Below are 19729 nucleotides of genomic sequence, written 5' to 3'. Positions count from 1 at the left end.
CGGGAGACCCGTCGCTTTTCAGGAACCCGCGGCGCGCCGGCGCAACGACTGGTCGCTGCTGGACCGATTCCGCACGCATCCGGCGCCACCGAGGACCCCGCCGCACCGATGCGACGCGGCAGTCGCCACCGCTCCTGAAAAGTGACCCACCCGCGTCAGCGGTCGGCGAGGGACGCCGAGGCGAAGCCGAACGAGCGCGCCCCGCGGCGGCGTGCGACGAGCGCGAGCGAGCCGATCACCGCGAACACGCCGAACGCCGCGAGGATCAGCGCCGGCACCGCCACGGCCGACCCGCCGACGCCCGAGACGATCGCCTGCATGCCCGCGACCGCCCAGGTGAGCGGCAGGAACGGGCTGATCGCCTGGAACGGCGCGCTGAGGATCTCGACGGGGAACAGCCCGCCCGACGCGAGCAGCTGCACCGCGAGCAGCACGAGCGACACGATCATGCCGATGCGCCCGAGCCAGGTCGCGAGGAACGCGTGCAGCGCGGTGAACACGAGTGCCACGAGTCCCGCGAACGCGAGCGTCTGCGGCAGCGTCGACCACGTCACGCCGAGCGACACGTGCAGCAGCACGGTCGCGACGACCGCCTGGGCGAGCCCGATGAGGCCGGCCCGCGCGAGCCCGCGGAAGACGATGCGCCCCGTGGGCGCGGTGCTGCGCAGCTCGGCGGCGGTCACCGGGCGGAAGATCAGGAAGAGCGCGAGGGCGCCGACCCAGAGCCCCACGGGCACGAAGAACATGCCGACGGCCTCGCCGACCGAGCCGATCGGGTTGGCGCGCTCGGCGGTCATCACGACGGGCTCCGCGACCACGGCGGCCGCCTGCTCGGCGTCGATGTCGGCGGCTGCGGCGGCCTCGTCGGCCCCCTCGGTGAGCCCCTCGGCCAGCGCGCCGGCACCGTTCGAGAGCTCCGAGGCACCGGATGCCGCGCCGCTCGTGCCGTCCGCGATCTGGCGGGCGCCGTCGGCGAGCTGCGTCGCGCCGCCCGCGAGCTGGCTCGCACCGTCGGCGAGCGCGAACGCGCCGCCCGCGAGTGCGGAGGCACCGCCCGCGGCATCCGTCGACGCGATCGACAGCTGGGCGAGCCCCGCCGCGAGCCCGTCGACGCCGGCGGCGAGCTCGTTCGCGCCGCCCGTCACCTCGTCGGAGCCGGCGGAGACCTGTGCTGCACCGTCGGCGAGGTCTGCGGCACCCGCCTGGGTCGCGCCCACCGCGGCTGCCGTGCCGGGGATCAGGCCGGGCTGGGTCGGCGTGCCGGTCTCCCCCGCCACGACGAGCGCGTCGAGACCCTGCGCGGTCGCGGTGGGCGCACCCATGAGCTGCGCGGCACCGGGCACGCCCGCCGCGTCGGCGGCGGCGAGCACCGCCTCGAGCTGGGGCGCGAGCATGCCGAACCCGTCGGCTGCGTCGCTCACCCCGCCGACGTAGCTCGTGACGCCGGCGGTCAGCCCGTCGAGACCCGTCGCGGGATCGGACAGCCCGGCCGAGAAGGCCCCCGCGCCGGCGGCCACCTCGTCGACGCCCGACGCGTAGAACGCCACGCCGTCGGCATACGCGTACGCGCCGGATGCCGCGTCCGCGGCGCCCGTCGATGCGGAACCGACGCCCGCGGCGAGCTGGTCGAGCCCGGTCGCGAGCCCGCCGACGCCGCCGGCGATCTCGCCCGCGCCCGACGCGGTCGCGGCGGCGCCGTCGGCCGTCGCCGACATGCCGTCGGCGGTGGCGGTGGCGCCCCCGGCGAGGCCGTCGAGTCCGCCCGCGAGGTCGTCCACGCCGTCGGCGAGCTGCGTCGCGCCGTCGGCCGCCTCGCCGATCGCGTCGGCGGAGGTCTGCAGCCCGCCGTAGAGCCCGGCGAGCACCTGCTCGGTGATCTCGCGTCCGAAGGCGCCCGACATGGCATCGCCCACGGACTGCGCGACCGAACCGGTGAGGTACGCGTGCGCGTCGTCGGTGACGATGGCGAGCTCGGCCTGCACCGGGTCGTCGCCCGAGATCGTGGCGACCGAGGCCGAGAAGTCGGCGGGGATCGTCAGCACGGCGTACGCCTCGCCGTCGGCGAGCGCGTCGGCGGCCTCCTCGTCGTTCGAGATGGTCCAGTCGAACCCGACGACGTCTGGTCCGGTCAGCTCGGTCACGAGCAGCCGGCCCGCGAGCAGCATCTGCTCCTCGCCGTCGGCATCGGTCATGGTGACGAACTCGTCGTTGTTCACGACCACGGCGGGGATCGCCTCGAGCTGGTCGTCCCCGCCGGCGATGGCGGCGGTCACGAGCCCCGCGACGGCGAGCGGCACGGCGACGATGGCGGCGATGGCGACCGCGAGGCGGGTGCGGCGCTGGGCGGGCGTGCGGCCGAGGGTTGCGTCGAGTCTGGTGGTCATCGGAGGCCGGCCTTCCGGTCGTGCGCGGACGCGCCGGGCGCGTCGGTGTCAATGGAGAAGAGGTCGAGGTCGCGGCGCGCGCGTCGCGTCGGCACCGCGTCGGCGGTGTCCGCCGGGCCCGTGAGCACGAGGGTGACGTCGACGGGCAGCAGCCGGTCGAGCAGTTCGGCCCACTCGGCGTGGCGGGCTGCCGGCACCGCGTCGTCCTGCTCGACGACGAGCACGGCGGGGCGCTCGGCGAGCGCCGCCGTCACCTGCACCGCCGCGCGGGCGACCGGGTCGAGGCTCGCCAGCGGGGCATCCGGGTGGAGCTCGACGCCCGCGCCGTGCAGCCGGTCGAGCGCGCGGTCCACGGCCGACCGGGGCGTGGTCAGGCGCCACCACGGGGCGGCCGCCTCGGCGCGCTCGGCGACCACCTCGCGCACCGTGCGGTCGCCGTCCACGGCGGCGCCGGGCAGGTCGACGAGCGCCACTCGGCGCAGCACCCGCGAGGCATCCGACGGCAACGGGGCGCCGAGCACGTGCAGGCGGCCGTCCACCGGGTCGAGCCGTCCCGCGAGGGTCGCACCGACGATGCGCCGGGACCCGGGGGTGCCGGTCACGTGCAGCACGCCGCCCTCGGCCACGTGCAGGTCGATCGGTCCGATCGGCTCGTCGGCCAGCCCGAAGACGGCCGCGGATGCCCCGATGGCGCCACCGTCGCGCGCGGCCCAGCTCGCGTCGTCGAGGTGGAGCCGCAGCCCCTCGCCCTCGATGTCGACGTCGGGCAGCAGCCTCGCGAGCGGCGCGGGAAGCCACCACGCGGCCCTGCCTGCGAGCGCCATGGCCGCGGGCACCAGGGTCATGCGCACGAGGAACGCGTCGAACGCCACACCGACCGCGAGCGCGAAGGCGATGCCCTTGATCACGCCCGAGCCCTCGGGCACGAACGCGAAGAAGACGAAGAACATGATGAGCGCGGCCGCCGTGACGACCCGTGCGGCGTGCTGGAAGCCGTGCACGACCGACTGCCGCGGCCGGCCGGTGCGCACGTACTCCTCCCGCATGCCCGAGACGAGGAACACCTGGTAGTCCATGGCGAGGCCGAACAGCACCGCCATCAGGATGATCGGCAGGAAGCTCAGGATCGGGCCGGGCTCGATGTGCAGCAGGTCGGCGAACCACCCCCACTGGAAGATCGCCACCGTGGCGCCGATCGCGGCGAAGGCCGAGAGCAGGAACCCGAGCGCGGCGGTGAGCGGCACGAAGACCGACCGGAACACGACCATGAGCAGCAGCACCGACAGCCCGACGACGATCAGCGCGAACGGGATCAGCGCGTCGGAGAGACGGTTGGAGATGTCGATCGAGACCGCGGTGTAGCCGGTCACCGCGATCGGCGTGCCGTAGTCGGCCTCGATCTCGGGGCCGAGCTCACGGATGGACTCGACCAGCGCCTTGGTCGCGGGGTCGTCGGGAGCGGTCTCCGGGATCACGCGGATGATGGCGGTGTCGACGGTTTCGTTCGGGATGCCGTCGGCCACGTACTCGACGCCGTCGAGGCGCTCGAGGCGCGCGCCGATCGCGTCGAGGTCGTCGAACACATCGGTGGTCTGGGTGATGTCGACGGTGATGACCAGCGGTCCGTTGTAGCCGGGACCGAAGCCGTCCTCCATGAGGTCGTACGCCTCGCGCACCGGCGAGGTCTCGGGCTCCGATCCGCTCGTGGGCAGGTTCAGGTCGAGGCTCAGCGCGGGCGCTGCCGCGACGCCCAGCACGCCGACAACCGCGAGCGCCGCCACCACGGGCGCCTTCAGCACCGCGTCGACCCAGCGACGACCCATCGGGCGCGAACCACCCTCGTCGGCTGCGATCGCGCGCCGGGCCGTGCGCCCGCCCGGCTTCGGCGCGAGCCGCCCCCTGGCGAGTCCCATGACCGCAGGCAGCAGGGTGACCGCGCAGAGCACCGCGACGAGCACGGCGAGCGCGGCCGACAGGCCCATGACCGACAGGAACGGGATGCCCACGACGAGCAGACCGAGCAGCGCGATGATCACGGTGAGGCCGGCGAACACCACCGCGCCGCCCGCGGTCGCGACCGACTCGGCCGCGGAGTCCTCGGGGTCGGCGCCGCGCGCGAGCTGGGTGCGGTGGCGCGACAGGATGAACAGCGAGTAGTCGATGCCGACCGCGAGCCCGATCATGACCGCGAGCATCGGCGCGGTGCTCGACACCGTCGTGAACGCGGCGGCGATCGAGATGCCGCCGAACGAGACGCCGACGCCGACGAGCGCGCTGAGCAGCGGCATGCCCGCCGCGAGCAGCGAGCCGAACGTGACCACGAGCACGACCGCGGCGAAGATCACGCCGAACGCCTCGGTGATGGTCAGCCCGAACTCGGTCTCCTGGAACACGTCGCCGCCGAACGCGACCAGCAGGCCGGCCTCCTCGCCGATCGTCGCGGTGTCGGTGACGGCCTCGATCTGCGCCTCGGTCACGTCGGTGACCTGGCCGTCGAACTGCACCTGGATGTAGGCGGTGCGCCCGTCGCCCGAGACCGCGTTGCCCGCGTACTCGTCGAACGGGCTCGTCGCCGAGGCGACGCCCTCGAGCCCCTCGAGCTCGTCGGCCATCTCCTCGATCGCGGACCGGTACGGCTCGCTCTCGACGATGCCGCCCTCGGGCGCCTGCACGATCGCGTTCGCCGAGGCGCCGGCGGTCTGCGGGAACACCGCCTCGAGCGTGTCGAGCGCGTCCTGCGACTCGGTGCCGGGGATCGCGTACGACTCCTGCAGCTGCCCGCCGAGGCCGAAGCCGCCGCCGACGAGCGCGCCGAGCACGACCACCCAGCCGACGATGACGAGCCAGGCACGGCGGTACGAGAAGCGGCCGAGACGGTGGAGGAGCAGTGCCACGGTGTGTCCTTATCGCTGTGCGGTGACGGGTTCGAGCAGTTCGCCGACGATGCGGTTGAGCGCCTGCCGGACCACGTCGTCCTCGGCGAAGTCGGCCTCGTCGCGGTAGGTCATGCCCGCGACGAGGGCGTATGCGGCCCCGCCGAGCGCGATGCCGAAGCGCAGGCGCTCCTCGGTGCTCGGCCGCTGGGCGAAGATGAGGTCGGTCAGCCGCCGGATGACCGCGTCGGTGCGCGTGCAGACGGGCGCGCCGGCGAACGACGACCGGTGGTTGATGAAGGTGAAGACCTCCAGCCGGTGCGCGAGCAGCATCTCGATGAACCGCTCGCGGAAGCGCACCCAGTCTCCTGCGGTGAGGTCGGATGCCACGAGCTCGTCGATCACCTGCTCGAGCGCCTCGAGCGCGGGCGAGATCCCCGCCTCGAGCAGCGCCTCCTTCGACCCGAAGTGGTACAGCACGCTCGACTTCGCGTACCCGGCGTCGTCGGCGATCTGCTGCAGGGACGCGCCGGCGAACCCGTTGGCAGCGAAGTTGCGCAGCGCCGCGAGGCGCAGTTCGTCGCTCGGCCGGTTGCGGGCCGCGGGCGTCGTCGAGGTCACCACAGCAGCGTAGGCTGACCGATCGGTCAGGACGGAACCGTTCCCACGGATTCCAAGGTTGCTCTCAGCCTCGCGACACATCGCGGTAGCGTGGGCGCATGCGCAAGTACCTCTTCAGCGGTGCAGTGATCAGTTCGCTCCTCAGCGGCATCGGGGTGGTGCGCGCGACCGCCAGCGGACCGAGGGACTGGCGCCTGCTGCTCATGTGGGTGGCGTGGGGCGCGAGCCTCGCCATCGCGATCGGCACGGTCGCCGAGGAGTACGCGCTCGAGGAGATCGAGGACTGACCCTCCCGCCGTCCACAGGGGGCGGCGTGTCGGGGGTGGGGCACGCGTCGCGCGTACCAGACTTGGTGCAGCAGTCGATCCACTCCCGGAAGGGGCCCGCATGTTCCGCCGCCGTCGGCGCCGCAAGGCGCGAGCCGCTGCCGCCGAGGCGCCGAAGCAGATCACCCTCACGGGTGAGCAGGTCTTCGACCTCCTGAACGCGCGCCTCGCGCAGTTCATCGGCGCATCCGGAGACTGGACCCTCGTCCGCCGCACCGACGACGACACCGACGGCATCTTCCGTGCGATGGTGACCCACCAGATCGCCGCCGAGCTGACCCGCGAGATCCTCGCCACGCAGGCCGACGCCCACTCGACCGGCGACGCCGAGCACGCGGCGGCCACGAGCGAGATGGCGCTGAGCTGGACGCCCGAGCCGCTCGTCGTCTGGGCCGACCCGACGGATGCCGCTGCAGCCGACGTCGTGGCCGACATCACGCCGGTCTCCGCCGACGAGCTCGCGGCCGCCGACGCCGCGTAGCGACCGCGCGCCGGGCGCGCGTGAAAATTCCGGGCCCGGTTTTTGTACGGGCATCCGCGCGCGGCCCCTCCGGCGCTGCATAACGTGAGAACCGCCGATCCATCCGACCGACGGGACACGCACATGCCTGCACGCTCCACCGTCCGCGATCTCGCCCAGATCGCGGTGTTCGCCGCCCTCATCGCCGGGCTCAGCCTGCCCGGCGCCATCCCGATCGGGTCGCTCGGCGTGCCGATCACGCTGCAGACGCTCGGCGTCATGCTCGCCGGCGCGATCCTGGGGCCGCGCAAGGGCACGCTCGCGGTCACCACCTACGTCGTGCTCGCGCTGATCGGCCTGCCCATCCTGCCGGGCGGGCGCGGCGGCCTCGGCGTGTTCGTCGGCCCGACCGGCGGCTACCTGCTCGGCTTCATCCTCGGCGCGTTCGTCATCGGCTGGTGCACCGCGCGCCTGCTCCCCCGCTACCGCATCCTGCCCGCGCTGCTCGTCACCGCGATCGGCGGCATCGTCGCGATCTACCTGATCGGCATCCCGTGGACGGCCGTCTCGGTCGGCATCCCGCTCGACGTCGCAGCCCTCGGTGCGCTCGCGTTCATCCCGGGCGACCTCATCAAGGTCGTCGCGACGGTGCTCGTCGCCGCCGCCGTGCACCGCGCCTGGCCGGGCCTCATCGAGCCGAAGCCGTGGCCGTGGGCGACGGCGACGGACGGGACGGATGCGGGTGCCGACGCCGCTCCGGAAGGCTCCGACGACCAGGCCTACGCACCGCCTGCCGACCGCGACGACCGCTCGTGAGCATGGCCGAGATCGTCTTCGACCGCGTCGGGCACCGCTTCGGCGACGTGCCCGTGCTCGAGGACGTCTCGCTCCGGCTCACCGAGCGCCGCATCGGCATCGTCGGCGCGAACGGGTCGGGCAAGTCGACCCTGGCGCGCATGGTCAACGGGCTCGTGCGGCCGACCGCCGGACGCGTGCTCGTCGACGACCTCGACGTCGCCCGGCACGGCCGCGACGTGCGCCGCCGAGTGGGCTTCGTCTTCACCGATCCCGACAACCAGATCGTCATGCCGACCGTCCGCGAGGACGTCGCGTTCACCCTGCGCCGGCACCGGCTGCCGGCCGACGAGGTGACCGCGCGCGTCGACGAGGCGCTGGCGTCGTTCGGGCTCGCCGACCTCGCCGACCGGCCCGCGCACCGGCTGTCGGGCGGGCAGAAGCAGCTCCTCGCGCTCGCGGCGGTGCTGGTGGCGCGCCCCGCGGTGCTCGTCGCCGACGAGCCGACGACCCTGCTCGACGCGCGCAACGCGCGCATCGTCGGCGAGCACCTCGCCGCGCTCCCCCAGCAGCTCGTGATGGTCACCCACCACCTCGACGCGCTGGCCGGGTTCGACCGGGTGCTCGTCGTCGACGCCGGGCGCATCGTCGCCGACGACGTGCCGGCCGTGGCGCTCGACGCCTACCGCGAGGTGGTCGCGTGATCGGCTTCGCGGTGCCGGGCACCTCGGTGCTGCATCGGATGCGGCCGGGCGTGAAGCTCGCGCTGCTGGCCGTGACGGTCACGGTGGTCGCGGTGCTGCGCGATCCGGTCTGGCTCGCCGTGGCGTTCGCGCTCGCATGCGCGCTCGTGCCGCTCGCGCGCCTGCCCCTGCGGGAGGCGGCGCGCCAGGTGGCACCGGTGCTCTGGCTGCTCGCGGTCGCGGTGCCGGTGCACGCGTTCTTCGGCACCTGGACGGATGCGGCCGCGATGGCGCTGCGCATCCTCACGGCCGTGACCCTCGCCGCCGTCTTCACCATGACCACCCGGGTCGAGGCACTGCTCGACACGGTGCAGGCCGCGCTGCGACGCGTGCCGTGGATCGACGCGGAGCGAGTCGGCCTGGTGCTCGCGCTCACGATCCGCTGCGTGCCGCTGCTCGCCGCGATCGTGCGCGACGTGCTCGACGCGCGGCGCGCCCGGGGGGCCGGCGGGTCGCTGCGGGCGATCGCGGTGCCCGTGATCGTGCGCTCGCTACGCACCGCCGACGCGTTCGGCGAGGCGCTCGTCGCTCGCGGCTACGACGACTGAGCATCCGCCCGGCCTCCGACGCCGGCGACTCCGCGAGCGGTCAGATCGCCGCATCCGCCGAAAGATGTCGAGAACGGCACGCCGGTTCCGTCTCCCCGGTGAAGCGGCCAGAATGGGCCGCACCGAACGGGAGGCAGACATGCCGAAGTACCTGATGCTCAAGCACTACCGCGGCGGGCGGCCCGCGCTGAACAGCGTGCCGATGGACCAGCTCACGGCCGACGAGTGGGCGGCGCACATCGCCTACATGGGCGACATGGAGCAGCGGCTCATCGCCTCCGGCGAGCTGGTCTCCTCGGAGGGCCTCGCAATGGGCGGTTCGTGGGTGCGCTTCGACGGGGAGGGCCGCCCGCCGGTGGTCGACGGACCCTTCGCCGAGACGAAGGACCTCATCGCGGGATGGATGCTCGTCGAGGTCGACAGCTACGATCGCGCACTCGCGCTCGCCTCGGCGCTGTCGGCCGCGCCGTGGGCCGGCGGCGACCCGCTCGGCGAGTGGCTGGAGCTGCGCGAGGTGATGGGCGCGCCGCCCGCAGAGGCTCCATGACCGCATGGGACGCTGAGGCGCTGCGGGCGTCGATCCCCGGGGTCGTCGCCATCCTCGTCCGGCGCGGGGCGGATTTCGCGTCGGCCGAGGATGCCGTGCAGACCGCGCTCGTGCGCGCGCTCGAACGCACCGACCCCGCCTCGGTGCGCGACCTGCGCGCGTGGCTCGTCACCACCGCGTGGCGGGCGTTCCTCGACCAGGCGCGCAGCGACGCGGCGCGGTCGGCGCGCGAGGAGCGCATCGCCGCGGAGCCCGAGCCCGGCCCCGCGTCGCACCACGACGACACCCTGCGGCTCTACTTCCTCTGCGCGCATCCGTCGCTCTCGCCGACGTCGGCGATCGCGCTCACGCTGCGGGCCATCGCAGGCCTCACCACGCGGCAGATCGCCGACGCCTTCCTCGTGCCCGAACCGACGATGGCGCAGCGCATCAGCCGCGCGAAGCAGCGCCTCGCGGGCGTCCCGCTGGATCAGCCCGGCGACCTGTCGCGCGTGCTGCGGGTGCTCTACCTGCTGTTCAACGAGGGCTACTCGGGCGAGATCGACCTCGCCGTCGAGGCGGTCCGCGTAACGCGACAGCTCGCGCTCCTCACCGACGAGCCCGAGGTGCGGGGCCTGCTGAGCCTCATGCTGCTCCACCATGCGCGGCGGGCCGCACGCGTGGTCGACGGCCGGCTCGTGCCGCTCGCCGAGCAGGACCGTTCGCGGTGGGACGTCGAGGCGATCGCCGAGGGCATCGACATCCTGCAGGCGGCGCTCGCACGCGACCGGCTCGGGCAGTACCAGGCGCAGGCCGCGATCGCCGCGCTGCACGCGGATGCCCCGACGGCAGCCGAGACCGACTGGGTGCAGGTCGTCGAGTGGTACGACGAGCTCGTCCGCCTCGCCGACTCCCCCGTGGTGCGACTCGGCCGCGCGATCGCCGTCGGCGAGGCCGAAGGGCCCCGCGCGGGACTCGCCGCGCTCGAGCCGCTCGATCCGGACCTGCCGCGCTTCCACGCGGCCCGCGCGTACCTGCTGGAGCGCACGGGCGACGTCGAGGCGGCCGCGGCGGAGTACGACGAGGCCGCCCGTCGCGCGACCAGCTCGCTCGAGCAGGAGCACCTGCTGCGTCAGGCTGCGCGCCTGCACGCGGCTCGCGAACCGGATGCCTGAGCGGTCGACCTGCGAGCAACGGGTGGTGACCGGACTCAGCCGGGCTGCGTGCCGCAGTTCGGCGGCAGCGTGATGCTGCAGTCAGGACTCTGGATCGGTGGAGTTCCGGGGGCGGTGAATCCGGCCACGGCGGGAGGCGGGACAGGATCGGTCGGACCGGGCGTGTTGCCCCATGGAACGCTGATCGTCCCCTGGATGTCGGCGATGTTCCCCGCGTCGCCGTTGCTCCCCGCGTTCAGGATGACGGTCACCGAGGCGCCCGGAGTGAGCTCGGCGGGGAACGTCACGACGAGTCCCGTCACTCCGTTCACCGCAGCCTGGAAGAAGAGGTCGATGTCGGGACTGTCGTCCGTGACGACGATCATGTAGCCGGGCTGGTTGTACAGCCAGATCGTCTCGTTCGTCGTGTTCGTGACGGACACCTCGAAGACGTAGCCGTTGGTGAAGACGTCCGAGCACGACGCGCCGGGCAGCTTGCAGGCTCCTCCGACGCTGATGATCGGAGGACCGACCGACGCGGCGTACGACGGAACGCTCGCCACGACGAGGAGCGACGGAACCGTCCATGCCAGTCCCGAGTTGACAGTCCTTCTCGACGGTCCACGAAATGGACCATCACCTGATGTTGCGCGCACTCCCGGCCTTCCGTCGGCCGCGCGGTGGTTCGGGTGCGCGGAACTTCGTAGACGGGGGCTACGGATTAGGGGAGGCTACGCCGCGGACGAGGCGCTGTCGACCCCCTGTGCAGATCCACGATGTGGTGGTCTACTGCGCCCGCTCGGGGGCTCGCCCGGGCGGACCGACGACCTGCAGGCCTCGCCCGGGCCCCGGCACGACTACCCCTTGTGGCGGGGCTTGCGCGGCGGCCGGTCGTCGCGGTCGCGACGGGGTGCGCGGTCGTCCCGGTCGCGGCGCGGCCCGCGGTCGTCGCGGTCGCGACGCTTGGGCGCGCCCGTGTCGGGGCGCAGCTCGATGAGCTTGCCCGAGATGCGCGTGCCCGAGAGCCGGTCGAGCACGTCGCCGGGCAGGTCGGCGGGCAGCTCGACGAGCGAGAACGCCGGGCGGATCTGGATGGCGCCGAAGTCGTCGCGCTGCAGGCCGCCCTCGTTGGCGAGCGCGCCGACGATCTGGCGGGGCTCCACGCGGTGCCGCTTGCCGACCGCGATGCGGTAAGTCTCCATCGGCTTGCCGCTCCCGCGTCGGGGACGCTGACCGCGTTCGTCGCGGTCGCGCGCCGGCCGGTCGTCGCGCTCGCGCCGGGGCCGCTCGGGCTCGGGCTCCATGAGCAGGGGCGAGTCGCCCTGGGCGACCACGGCGAGCGCCGCGGCGACGTCGGCCTCGGGCACGTCGTGGTGTCGCACGTAGTGGGCGATGATGTCGCGGAACCCGTCGATGCGCTCGTGCTGCTCGAGCGCCGCGGTGATGCGGTCGTCGAAGCGGGTCAGCCGGGTCACGTTGACGTCGTCGACGCTCGGCAGCTGCATCTGCTCGATCGGCTGGCGGGTCGCCTTCTCGATGCGGTTCAGCAGGCCGCGCTCACGCGGGGTCACGAAGCTGATCGCGTCGCCGGTGCGGCCGGCGCGGCCCGTGCGGCCGATGCGGTGCACGTACGGCTCGCTGTCGGTCGGGATGTCGAAGTTCACCACGTGGCTGATGCGCTCGACGTCGAGGCCTCGCGCCGCGACATCCGTCGCCACCAGGATGTCGAGCTTGCCCTGCTTGAGCTGGTTCACCGTGCGCTCGCGCTGCGCCTGCGGCACGTCGCCGTTGATCGCCTGCGCCGAGTAGCCGCGGGCGCGAAGCTTCTCGGCGAGCTCCTCGGTGACGTTCTTCGTGCGGACGAAGATGATCATGCCCTCGAAGTTCTCGACCTCGAGGATGCGGGTGAGCGCATCGACCTTCTGGGCGTACGAGACGACCAGGTAGCGCTGGGTGATGTTCGCCGAGGTCTGCGTCTTCGCCTTGACCGTGATCTCCTCGGGGAGGTTCAGGTACTGCTGCGAGATGCGACGGATCGCGGCGGGCATGGTCGCCGAGAACAGCGCGACCTGCTTGTCGTCGGGCGTCTCGGCGAGGATCGTCTCGACGTCCTCGGCGAAGCCCATCTTGAGCATCTCGTCGGCCTCGTCGAGCACGAGGTACTTGAGCTCGGAGAGGTCGAGCGTGCCCTTGTCGAGGTGGTCCATGATGCGGCCCGGCGTGCCGACCACGATGTGCACGCCGCGGCGCAGCGCCGACAGCTGCACGCCGTAGCCCTGGCCGCCGTAGACGGGCAGGATGTGCACGCCGCGCATGCGCGCGGCGTACTTCTCGAACGCCTCGCAGACCTGCAGCGCGAGCTCGCGCGTCGGCGCCAGCACGAGCGCCTGCGGCTGCTTCTGCGAGACGTCGAGGCGGGCGAGGATCGGCAGCGCGAACGCGGCGGTCTTGCCGGTACCGGTCTGGGCGAGTCCGACGACGTCGCGACCGCTCAGCAGCGTGGGGATGGTGGCCGCCTGGATCGCGGACGGGGTCTCGTAGCCGACGTCGTCGAGTGCCTTCAGCACCTCGCCGTCGAGTCCGAGGTCGGAGAACGTGGTCGCGGCCGGCTCTTCTGGAGCCGCTGCCTCGACGTGGGAGTCGCTTGAGGTCACGCTTCAGGGTAGTCCTCACGCCTGTGACGACGCCGGTAGCGGGCCCGGCGAGCGCGACGAACCATCCGGACGCCGAGGGCCGTGTCCCCCGAAGTGACGACTTCCCTCCGTTTCGCGCCATGTGACAGGTTCGGGAAGCAACCGCGGTGTCGCCACCGACGCCCGCGGCCGAGGTTCCACCATGCAACACGTGCACCAGACTCCGACCGGACCGGACCGCCGCACCCGCGGTCCGTCGAGGAGATCCGTGCTTCGAACGGCCGCCTGGACGGCCCCGGCCATCGTGGTGGCCGGGGCCGTACCCACCGCCGCGGCATCCGTCTCGCTCTGGCAGCTCACGCTGCGCCTGGCGGCGGGACGACAGCCGACGACGGAGGTCGACACGCTCCGCGTCGCCGTCGGCCTCGACCCGAGCTTCGGCGACAACCAGCACTACGGACAGCTCGTCTCCGTCACGTTCTCACTCCACGGCGACTACTACACGGGCGAGTGGACCGGCCAGAACATCACGCCGACCTCGGGCGGCGGGGGCCTCGAGCACACCGTGCAGATCGGTCCGCTCGGCGCGCCCGGCAGCAGCCTCGAGATGGAGCTGTACCCGGTCGTGCTCCCCGACCACGTCGGGGCCACCCTGCCCGACGGCGTCGTGCGCCTGCTCGCGAGCGGGCCGAGCGCCGGCGAGGCGCAACTCGACGTGTAGTGCTCGCGTCACCTGCCGGAGACGACGGAAGCCCGGTCAGGCGTCTGACCGGGCTTCGCTGGTGCACCCCCAGGGACTTGAACCCTGAACCCACTGATTAAGAGTCAGTTGCTCTGCCGATTGAGCTAGAGGTGCGTTCCGATCCGAGCATTTCGCATCTCGAACCGAGGGTCAACGGTAGCATCACGAACCCCCTTCGCGCCAATCGAGGCCCGCGGCGCGTCGCGCGACCGTGACGAGTGCGTCACGGGCACCCGCTCGATAGCCTGAACGGGTGACCGCACCACACGCCGACGACCTCGCACTCGCCCTCGAACTCGCCGAGATCGCCGACCGCGTCTCGCTCCGGCGGTTCCGCGCCGTCGACCTCGACGTGCAGACCAAGCCCGACCGCTCCCCCGTCACCGAGGCCGACCTCGCGGTCGAGCGCGCCATCCGCGAGCACCTCGCGGCCGAGCGCCCCGACGACGGCGTGATCGGCGAGGAGTACGGCACCGAGGGCTCGAGCACGCGGCGCTGGATCATCGATCCGATCGACGGCACCGCGAACTTCCTGCGCGGGGTACCGGTGTGGGCGACGCTCATCGCGCTCGCGGTCGACGACGTGCCGGTCGTGGGCGTCGTCTCGTCGCCCGCGATGGGCCGCCGCTGGTGGGCCGCCGCCGGGTCGGGCGCGTGGACGTTCTCGTCCGACGCGGAGCGTGGCCACGCGGTCGACGGCGACCCCGAGGCATCCGCGTCGGGAGCACCCCGGCGCATGCACGTGTCGCAGGTCGCCGATCTCGCCGACGCGTCGCTCAGCTTCCAGAGCCTCGCCCAGTGGCGCGACGCCGGCTACCTCGAGCGGCTGCTCGACCTGCAGGGGCGCGTCTGGCGCGATCGCGCGTACGGCGACATGTGGTCGTACATGCTGCTCGCCGACGGGCTCATCGACATCACGGGCGAGTTCGACGTGAAGGTCTACGACCTGGCCGCGCTGATCCCCATCGTCGAGGAGGCCGGCGGCCGCTTCACGAGCATCGACGGCACGCCCGGACCGTGGAGCGGATCGTCGCTCGCGACGAACGGCCTGCTGCACGACGAGGTGCTCGGCGTGCTCGGCCACGAACCGCGCTGAGCTGCGAATCCTCGCCCCGCACGGGGCATCCGATCGAGAGGGACCCATGGAATTCTGCGTCTTCACCGAGCCCCAGCAGGGCGCGACCTACAACACCCAGCTCGCGCACGCGCAGGCGGCCGAGCGACTCGGCTTCGACGGCTGGTTCCGATCCGACCACTACCTCGCCATGGGTCCGAACGACGGCCTCCCCGGACCCACCGACGCCTGGACCACGCTCGCCGGCCTCGCCCGCGAGACCGAGCGGGTGCGGCTCGGCACGCTCGTGTCGTCGGTGACGTACCGGCACCCGGGCGTGCTCGCGATCCAGGTCGCGCAGGTCGACCAGATGTCGGGCGGCCGCGTAGAGCTGGGCCTCGGCACCGGCTGGTTCGAGGCGGAGCACGCCGCGTACGGCATGCCGTTCCCCGAGCGCCGGTTCGCGCTGCTCGAGGAGCAGCTGCAGATCGTCACCGGCCTGTGGGGCACCCCGGTGGGCGAGCGCTTCCACTTCGATGGCGAGCACCACACGCTCGCCGATTCCCCCGCGCTGCCGAAGCCCGCGCAGCACCGCGTGCCGATCATCGTCGGCGGGGGCGGGCCGCGCAAGACCCCCCAGCTGGCCGCGCGGTACGCGACCGAGTTCAACCGGGGCTTCGTGAGCGAGGCGGAGCTCGCCGAGAACTTCGCGCGCGTGCGCGCCGCCTGCGAGGCGGAGGGGCGCGACCCCGACGACCTGAAGTACTCGGCGGCGCTGCCGACCGTCGTGGCGACGAGCGACGAGGAGTACCGACGCCGGGTGCTCGCGGCGGGCGGCGACCCCGAGACGTTCGCCGGGGTGAACATCGCCGGCACCCCGCAGCAGGTCGTCGACAAGCTCGGTCGTCTGCGCGAGCTCGGCTCGGAGCGCGTCTACCTGCAGACGATCGACATGACCGACCTCGACCACCTGGAGCTCATCGCCGCCGAGGTGCTGCCGCACGTGCGCTGAGCGCGCGATCCGGGGCACTGCCGGGGCTGCGGATGCCCCCGGGCCGGCCGCGCCGCCCGCTCAGTCCTCGCGCTGGAACGAGCGCAGCCGCCGCAGCAGCGGCCGCTTCTTGTCGAGGTGTCCGTGCATGCGGCTGAAGATGTCGTCGAGCGTGCGGATCGCCTCGGGGATGTAGGGCCCCTTGTTGAGCATGACGCATTCGGCGCGGTCGCCGGCCGCCGCATCCGTCACCTCGGCACGCGTCGGCACGCCCGTGTCGGCGAGCGTGTCGAGCACCTCGGTCGCCCAGATCACGGGCACCCGCGCGGCCTCGCAGAGCCAGAGCATCTCCTCCTGCAGCTCGGCGAGCCGCTCGAAGCCGGCCTCGACGCCGAGGTCGCCGCGCGCGATCATGACCCCGCCCTTCGGGCGGCGCATGAGCTCGAGGAAGATGTCGGGCAGGTCGGCGAAGCCCTGCGTCGTCTCGATCTTCACGACGACGCCCAGGTCGCCGGCGCCGCGCGCGTCGAGCTCGTCGGCCAGCTCGCGCACGTCGGCCTCGCTGCGCACGAACGAGAGCTGCACGATGTCGGCGAACTCGACCACGGAATCGAGCGCGGCCCGGTCCTCGGCGGTCAGCGCGGAGACCGGCAGGTCGGTGTCGGGCAGGTTGATGCCCTTCTCCGCGCGGAGCTTCGTGCCCCCGGGCGCTGCGCGGGTCACCTCGACCTCGGCGCTGCGCTCGCCGACCTCGCGCACGACGCCCGCGATCGCGCCGTCGTCGAACGCGACGCGATGCCCGGGCCGGAGCGTGGCGAACGCCTCGGGCAGGGTGCAGCCGACGCGGTGCCGGTCGCCGCTCGTCGGCTCGGCGGGCGTCAGGTCGGCGGTGAGCGTGATCGTGTCGCCGGGGTGCACGCGGTGCGCCTGCACGACGGCCGGCAGCACGCCGACCGAGGTCCGTGCGTCCTCGACCGCGAGCACCATGCCGGTTGCGAGATACGAGGTACGGTCGCCTCGCAGCACCACCGAGTTGCCGTCGCGCTCCTCGACGTGCAGGCGACGAGAGCGGCCGCGGGTGTCGGTGAACCGGACGGAGTCTCCCGGTGCGCGGCGGCGCAGCCAGCCGGCATCCGTGACCGGCACCTCCGGCGTACCGGCGTGCCCTGCGGGCGCGCCCGGCGCGACGAGCCGCACTCGCGCCGGCGCCAGCACCCGGCCGAGCTGGTCGCGCTCGGGCTTGATGCGGATCACGCGCGGCCCCGCGGCGATCGGTCCCGTGCGGAGCTTCGGCCCGGCGAGGTCCATGGCGACGGGGATGCCCGCGCCCGCGGCGCGCACGTTGGCGGCCATCCGCGCCCATGCGGCGGGGCCGTCGTGGGCGCAGTTGACGCGCGCGAGGTCCATGCCCGCCTCGGCGAACCCGGCCACCTCGGCGGGGTCGTGCGCCGCGGTGGAGGGCAGCGTCACCATGATCCGGGTGGTGCGATCCTCCGGGAGTCCGCCCAGCAGGGCCGCCGCGTTGGCGGAGAGCCGCGCCTCGTGCGCGTCGCCGTCACCGAGCGCGTCGTCCGGCTCGCCGAGCGCGTCGCCGAGCATCCGCAGCACCGCGTCGAGGTTGCGCAGCACGCCCGCCTCCATGCGGCCGAGCGACGACAGCCCCTCGGCCGAGAGCCGCTCCTGCAGCGGACGCAGGTCGCGCGACCGCAGTGCGAGGTAGTGCACCAGGTTCGTCGCGCCGCCGCGATGGACCGGGTCGACCGCATCGATCCGCTCGCGTTCGGCCGCCTCCGCCGCGAGCGCCGCCGCGCGCAGGTCGGCGACCTCCGCGCGCAGCGTCCGCAGACGCTCGGTCCTCACGTGCCGGCCGGGAAGTACCGCCATGTCCCCTCCGAGATCACGTCGACCGCGCCGTCGACCACCCTGATCGCCGTCGCGTCGTCGATCGCGTAGGCGTGGCCCCCGAGCCGCTCGGCCCACTTCTCGGCAGCGGCCATGGTGTTCTCGCGCAGTTCGGGGTGCTCGAGGTGCGGGAAGATCGAGAAGTCGACGACGCCGAGGGTCTCGTCGGTACCGGTGATCGACTCGCCCGCGAGGAACTCGGAGCCGACGCGCGGGGTCATCACCATGCTGCCCGCACTGAGGCCGACCCAGACCTTCTCGTCGTACGTCGGCAACAGGTCCGCCAGGCCCGACTCCCGCATCCAGTGCGCCAGGTAGACGGCGTCGCCGCCGCCCACGAGGAAGACGTCGGTCTCGTCGACCCAGCGCGTCCAGCGCTCGCGCTCCACCGTCGGCAGCGCCGTGAGCTCGAGCACGCCCACCGACTTCCATCCCAGCTCGGTCATGGGCGTGCGCGGCTCCCGCCCGCTGATGAACTCGTACGGCCGCGCCGGTTCGACGAACGGGTGCCCCCAGCTCGCGGTCGGGATGGCGAGCGCGGATGCCTCGGAGATCGGCTTCCCGAGCATCTCCACCAGCGCACCCCGGATGCTCGGATTGGTGACGCCCGCAGAGGCGAGGAGCAGCTTCATCGGTTCCCTTCGGTGGCGGATGCAGGTGCTTCGACCGTTTCCGAGTGTACGACCGGCCGGTGACGCACGACGCTGCGCACGGAGCGGCGAGGCGCTGTGGAGAAGCACCCGCTCGTCGCACCCGGTCGATACCATTCAGGCCCACCCCGAGATCGGAGCCCCGCGTGCGCGCACGACGTCCCCTCCCCCGTGCGATCGCGTCGGCCGCGGCAGCGACTGCGGTTGCGGCACTGCTGAGCGGATGCGCCCTGATCGAGGCCGCCACGACGGGCTACGAACTGCCGCCCGTGCGCGATGCGGAATCGCAGGAGGTCGTCGAGAGCGGCCAGACGCACGTGCTGAACGTGCGCATCGGCGACTGCCTCGGCGGCATCACGGACGAGGACGAGATCGACCAGATCGACGTCGTGCCGTGCGACGAGCCGCACGACTACGAGGTCATGCACGAGTTCGACCTGACCGGTGACGCGTACCCCGAACTCGAGGTGATCGACGAGGCCTCCCTCGAGGAGTGCGACGCCGCCTTCGCGGAGTACGTCGGCGTCGACTGGGTCGACTCGGTGCTCGACTGGTACTCGGTCTTCCCGACCGAGACGTCATGGAACGAGGTCGGCGACCGCGTCGTGCAGTGCTTCGTGTACGACCCGACCGGCCCGGTCACCGGCTCACTCGAGGGCGCGGGTATCTAGTCACGGGGGCCAGGGAGCATGACGGACATCTGGATCCGCTGGGGCGCGCTCACCCGGTCGCTCATCAGCACGCGGATCGCCATGGATCGCGAGCGGTCGTTCTGGGAAGGCCTGAGCCTGACCAACAAGTCGCAGCTGAAGCTGAAGGCGCAGCCGAACGGCAGCAAGGTCACCGTGCGCGTCACCGAGCATCTGGCGGCGCTCGACGACGAGCGCACCGTCCTGGCCGCGTCCCTCGTGCTCTCGTACGCGCTCGCGGAGGCGGCCGCCCTCGATCGGCTCGGCATCGACTCGCGCACCGTCGCCGGCGTGGAGGATTGGGGCACGCGCCTCCTCGGCCACGCAGGTCGGGACTGGAGTGATGTCGTCGACGGACTCGCCGGAGCTTCGGAGGTCGGCGTGGTGCGGAACCTGGTCGTCCACGGGCAGGACACCGTCGACGCGAAGAGCCACGCACGCCTCACGAAGTCCGGCAGCGAGGCGTTCCAGGTCGGCGACCGGATCGGGCTCTCGTACGACCGCGTCGGAGCGTATCGCGCACGGCTGCGCAGCCTCCTGATGGTGGGCGGGCTCGGATCCGAGTGAAGGGCCGCTGAACCGCCTACGCCGGCCGCCGGCGCGCGCCACCGGCTGTTCACCTGCGCGACGAGCCGCGC

19 protein-coding genes and 1 tRNA gene are annotated in these 19729 nt (G+C 72.9%); 12 read left to right on the top strand and 8 right to left on the bottom strand.

All coding sequences use genetic code 11. The features are described from left to right. Positions 1-155: 155 nt before the first annotated feature. Genes QMG39_RS13990 through QMG39_RS13980 form a run of 3 tightly spaced genes read right to left on the bottom strand, consistent with a single transcriptional unit; the run spans position 156 to position 5878 of the window. A complete protein-coding gene (locus QMG39_RS13990; protein WP_281886016.1) occupies positions 156-2384 on the bottom strand; it encodes a YhgE/Pip family protein in 2229 nt (742 codons plus the stop codon). After that, positions 2381-5278, bottom strand: coding sequence for an MMPL family transporter (locus QMG39_RS13985; RefSeq protein WP_281886014.1), 2898 nt, complete (start codon positions 5276-5278; stop codon positions 2381-2383). Before QMG39_RS13985 ends, QMG39_RS13990 begins: the two co-directional genes overlap by 4 nt. 9 nt (positions 5279-5287) lie before the next feature. Then, positions 5288-5878 (bottom strand): TetR/AcrR family transcriptional regulator, encoded by a 591-nt coding sequence (locus QMG39_RS13980; RefSeq protein ID WP_281886012.1) that lies wholly within the window; start codon positions 5876-5878, stop codon positions 5288-5290. A gap of 98 nt (positions 5879-5976) precedes the next feature. On the opposite strand from QMG39_RS13980, the gene QMG39_RS13975 reads away from it, so the two are divergent. The 7 genes from QMG39_RS13975 to QMG39_RS13945 all read left to right on the top strand — a co-directional run bounded on the left by QMG39_RS13975 (position 5977) and on the right by QMG39_RS13945 (position 10451). Further along, positions 5977-6165 carry a hypothetical protein gene (locus QMG39_RS13975; protein ID WP_281886010.1) on the top strand — a complete coding sequence of 63 codons (189 nt, stop codon included), beginning with the start codon at positions 5977-5979 and terminating at the stop codon, positions 6163-6165. A 100-nt stretch (positions 6166-6265) separates the two neighbouring features. After that, positions 6266-6685 (top strand): hypothetical protein, encoded by a 420-nt coding sequence (locus QMG39_RS13970; protein WP_281886008.1) that lies wholly within the window; start codon positions 6266-6268, stop codon positions 6683-6685. A gap of 123 nt (positions 6686-6808) precedes the next feature. Further along, positions 6809-7480 carry a biotin transporter BioY gene (locus QMG39_RS13965; RefSeq protein ID WP_281886006.1) on the top strand — a complete coding sequence of 224 codons (672 nt, stop codon included), beginning with the start codon at positions 6809-6811 and terminating at the stop codon, positions 7478-7480. Between the two features lie 2 nt (positions 7481-7482). Further along, on the top strand, positions 7483-8163 hold the full coding sequence (locus tag QMG39_RS13960) for an energy-coupling factor ABC transporter ATP-binding protein (RefSeq protein ID WP_281886004.1): 681 nt from the start codon (positions 7483-7485) through the stop codon (positions 8161-8163). Next, complete coding sequence (locus QMG39_RS13955) at positions 8160-8750, top strand: energy-coupling factor transporter transmembrane component T family protein (RefSeq protein WP_281886002.1); 591 nt, start codon at positions 8160-8162, stop codon at positions 8748-8750. The genes QMG39_RS13960 and QMG39_RS13955 overlap by 4 nt, the downstream gene beginning before the upstream one ends. 139 nt (positions 8751-8889) lie before the next feature. Further along, positions 8890-9297 (top strand): YciI family protein, encoded by a 408-nt coding sequence (locus tag QMG39_RS13950; protein ID WP_281886000.1) that lies wholly within the window; start codon positions 8890-8892, stop codon positions 9295-9297. Then, positions 9294-10451: an RNA polymerase sigma factor gene (locus QMG39_RS13945; RefSeq protein ID WP_281885998.1), complete on the top strand. Its 1158-nt coding sequence runs from the start codon at positions 9294-9296 to the stop codon at positions 10449-10451. Before QMG39_RS13950 ends, QMG39_RS13945 begins: the two co-directional genes overlap by 4 nt. Positions 10452-10486: 35 nt before the next feature. On the opposite strand, the gene QMG39_RS13940 is transcribed toward QMG39_RS13945, so the two are convergent. Together QMG39_RS13940 and QMG39_RS13935 are read right to left on the bottom strand one after the other, a co-directional pair. After that, complete coding sequence (locus QMG39_RS13940; RefSeq protein WP_281885996.1) at positions 10487-10993, bottom strand: hypothetical protein; 507 nt, start codon at positions 10991-10993, stop codon at positions 10487-10489. 294 nt (positions 10994-11287) lie between these two features. Further along, positions 11288-13084 carry a DEAD/DEAH box helicase gene (locus QMG39_RS13935; RefSeq protein ID WP_281885993.1) on the bottom strand — a complete coding sequence of 599 codons (1797 nt, stop codon included), beginning with the start codon at positions 13082-13084 and terminating at the stop codon, positions 11288-11290. A gap of 247 nt (positions 13085-13331) precedes the next feature. On the opposite strand from QMG39_RS13935, the gene QMG39_RS13930 reads away from it, so the two are divergent. Then, positions 13332-13784, top strand: coding sequence for a hypothetical protein (locus tag QMG39_RS13930; RefSeq protein ID WP_281885991.1), 453 nt, complete (start codon positions 13332-13334; stop codon positions 13782-13784). A gap of 59 nt (positions 13785-13843) precedes the next feature. Here QMG39_RS13930 and QMG39_RS13925 read toward each other — a convergent pair. Continuing rightward, positions 13844-13919, bottom strand: a tRNA-Lys gene (locus QMG39_RS13925). Positions 13920-14058: 139 nt separating this feature from the next. Here QMG39_RS13925 and QMG39_RS13920 point away from each other — a divergent pair. Together QMG39_RS13920 and QMG39_RS13915 are read left to right on the top strand one after the other, a co-directional pair. Further along, the gene (locus QMG39_RS13920; RefSeq protein WP_281885989.1) at positions 14059-14901 is read left to right on the top strand and encodes an inositol monophosphatase family protein; all 843 of its coding nucleotides are present in this window, start codon (positions 14059-14061) and stop codon (positions 14899-14901) included. Between the two features lie 46 nt (positions 14902-14947). Further along, positions 14948-15871, top strand: a complete 924-nt coding sequence (locus tag QMG39_RS13915; protein ID WP_281885987.1) for an LLM class F420-dependent oxidoreductase — start codon at positions 14948-14950, stop codon at positions 15869-15871. Between the two features lie 60 nt (positions 15872-15931). Here QMG39_RS13915 and QMG39_RS13910 read toward each other — a convergent pair whose 3' ends face one another. Then, positions 15932-17734, bottom strand: a complete 1803-nt coding sequence (locus QMG39_RS13910; RefSeq protein ID WP_281885985.1) for a pyruvate kinase — start codon at positions 17732-17734, stop codon at positions 15932-15934. Continuing rightward, entirely contained in the window at positions 17707-18384 is a 678-nt protein-coding gene (locus QMG39_RS13905; RefSeq protein WP_281885983.1) for a Type 1 glutamine amidotransferase-like domain-containing protein, read from the bottom strand. Before QMG39_RS13905 ends, QMG39_RS13910 begins: the two co-directional genes overlap by 28 nt. A 164-nt stretch (positions 18385-18548) precedes the next feature. Between QMG39_RS13905 and QMG39_RS13900 the strand changes: the two genes are divergently transcribed. Continuing rightward, on the top strand, positions 18549-19073 hold the full coding sequence (locus QMG39_RS13900; protein WP_281885981.1) for a septum formation family protein: 525 nt from the start codon (positions 18549-18551) through the stop codon (positions 19071-19073). A gap of 18 nt (positions 19074-19091) precedes the next feature. Beyond that, positions 19092-19658, top strand: coding sequence for a hypothetical protein (locus QMG39_RS13895; protein ID WP_281885979.1), 567 nt, complete (start codon positions 19092-19094; stop codon positions 19656-19658). Positions 19659-19729 lie beyond the last annotated feature (71 nt).

It is taken from the genome of Agromyces rhizosphaerae (assembly GCF_027925245.1).
Lineage (GTDB): Bacteria > Actinomycetota > Actinomycetes > Actinomycetales > Microbacteriaceae > Agromyces > Agromyces rhizosphaerae.
Note: the sequence above shows the minus strand (reverse complement) of the source record. Positions and strands in the feature narration are given on the sequence as shown.

Coding starts and splice junctions, on each gene's coding strand:
- QMG39_RS13990 (WP_281886016.1), bottom strand. CDS start 2,384: ATGACCACCAGACTCGACGCAACCCTCGGCCGCACGCCCGCCCAGCGC.
- QMG39_RS13975 (WP_281886010.1), top strand. CDS start 5,977: ATGCGCAAGTACCTCTTCAGCGGTGCAGTGATCAGTTCGCTCCTCAGC.
- QMG39_RS13970 (WP_281886008.1), top strand. CDS start 6,266: ATGTTCCGCCGCCGTCGGCGCCGCAAGGCGCGAGCCGCTGCCGCCGAG.
- QMG39_RS13965 (WP_281886006.1), top strand. CDS start 6,809: ATGCCTGCACGCTCCACCGTCCGCGATCTCGCCCAGATCGCGGTGTTC.
- QMG39_RS13960 (WP_281886004.1), top strand. CDS start 7,483: ATGGCCGAGATCGTCTTCGACCGCGTCGGGCACCGCTTCGGCGACGTG.
- QMG39_RS13950 (WP_281886000.1), top strand. CDS start 8,890: ATGCCGAAGTACCTGATGCTCAAGCACTACCGCGGCGGGCGGCCCGCG.
- QMG39_RS13945 (WP_281885998.1), top strand. CDS start 9,294: ATGACCGCATGGGACGCTGAGGCGCTGCGGGCGTCGATCCCCGGGGTC.
- QMG39_RS13915 (WP_281885987.1), top strand. CDS start 14,948: ATGGAATTCTGCGTCTTCACCGAGCCCCAGCAGGGCGCGACCTACAAC.
- QMG39_RS13910 (WP_281885985.1), bottom strand. CDS start 17,734: ATGGCGGTACTTCCCGGCCGGCACGTGAGGACCGAGCGTCTGCGGACG.
- QMG39_RS13905 (WP_281885983.1), bottom strand. CDS start 18,384: ATGAAGCTGCTCCTCGCCTCTGCGGGCGTCACCAATCCGAGCATCCGG.
- QMG39_RS13895 (WP_281885979.1), top strand. CDS start 19,092: ATGACGGACATCTGGATCCGCTGGGGCGCGCTCACCCGGTCGCTCATC.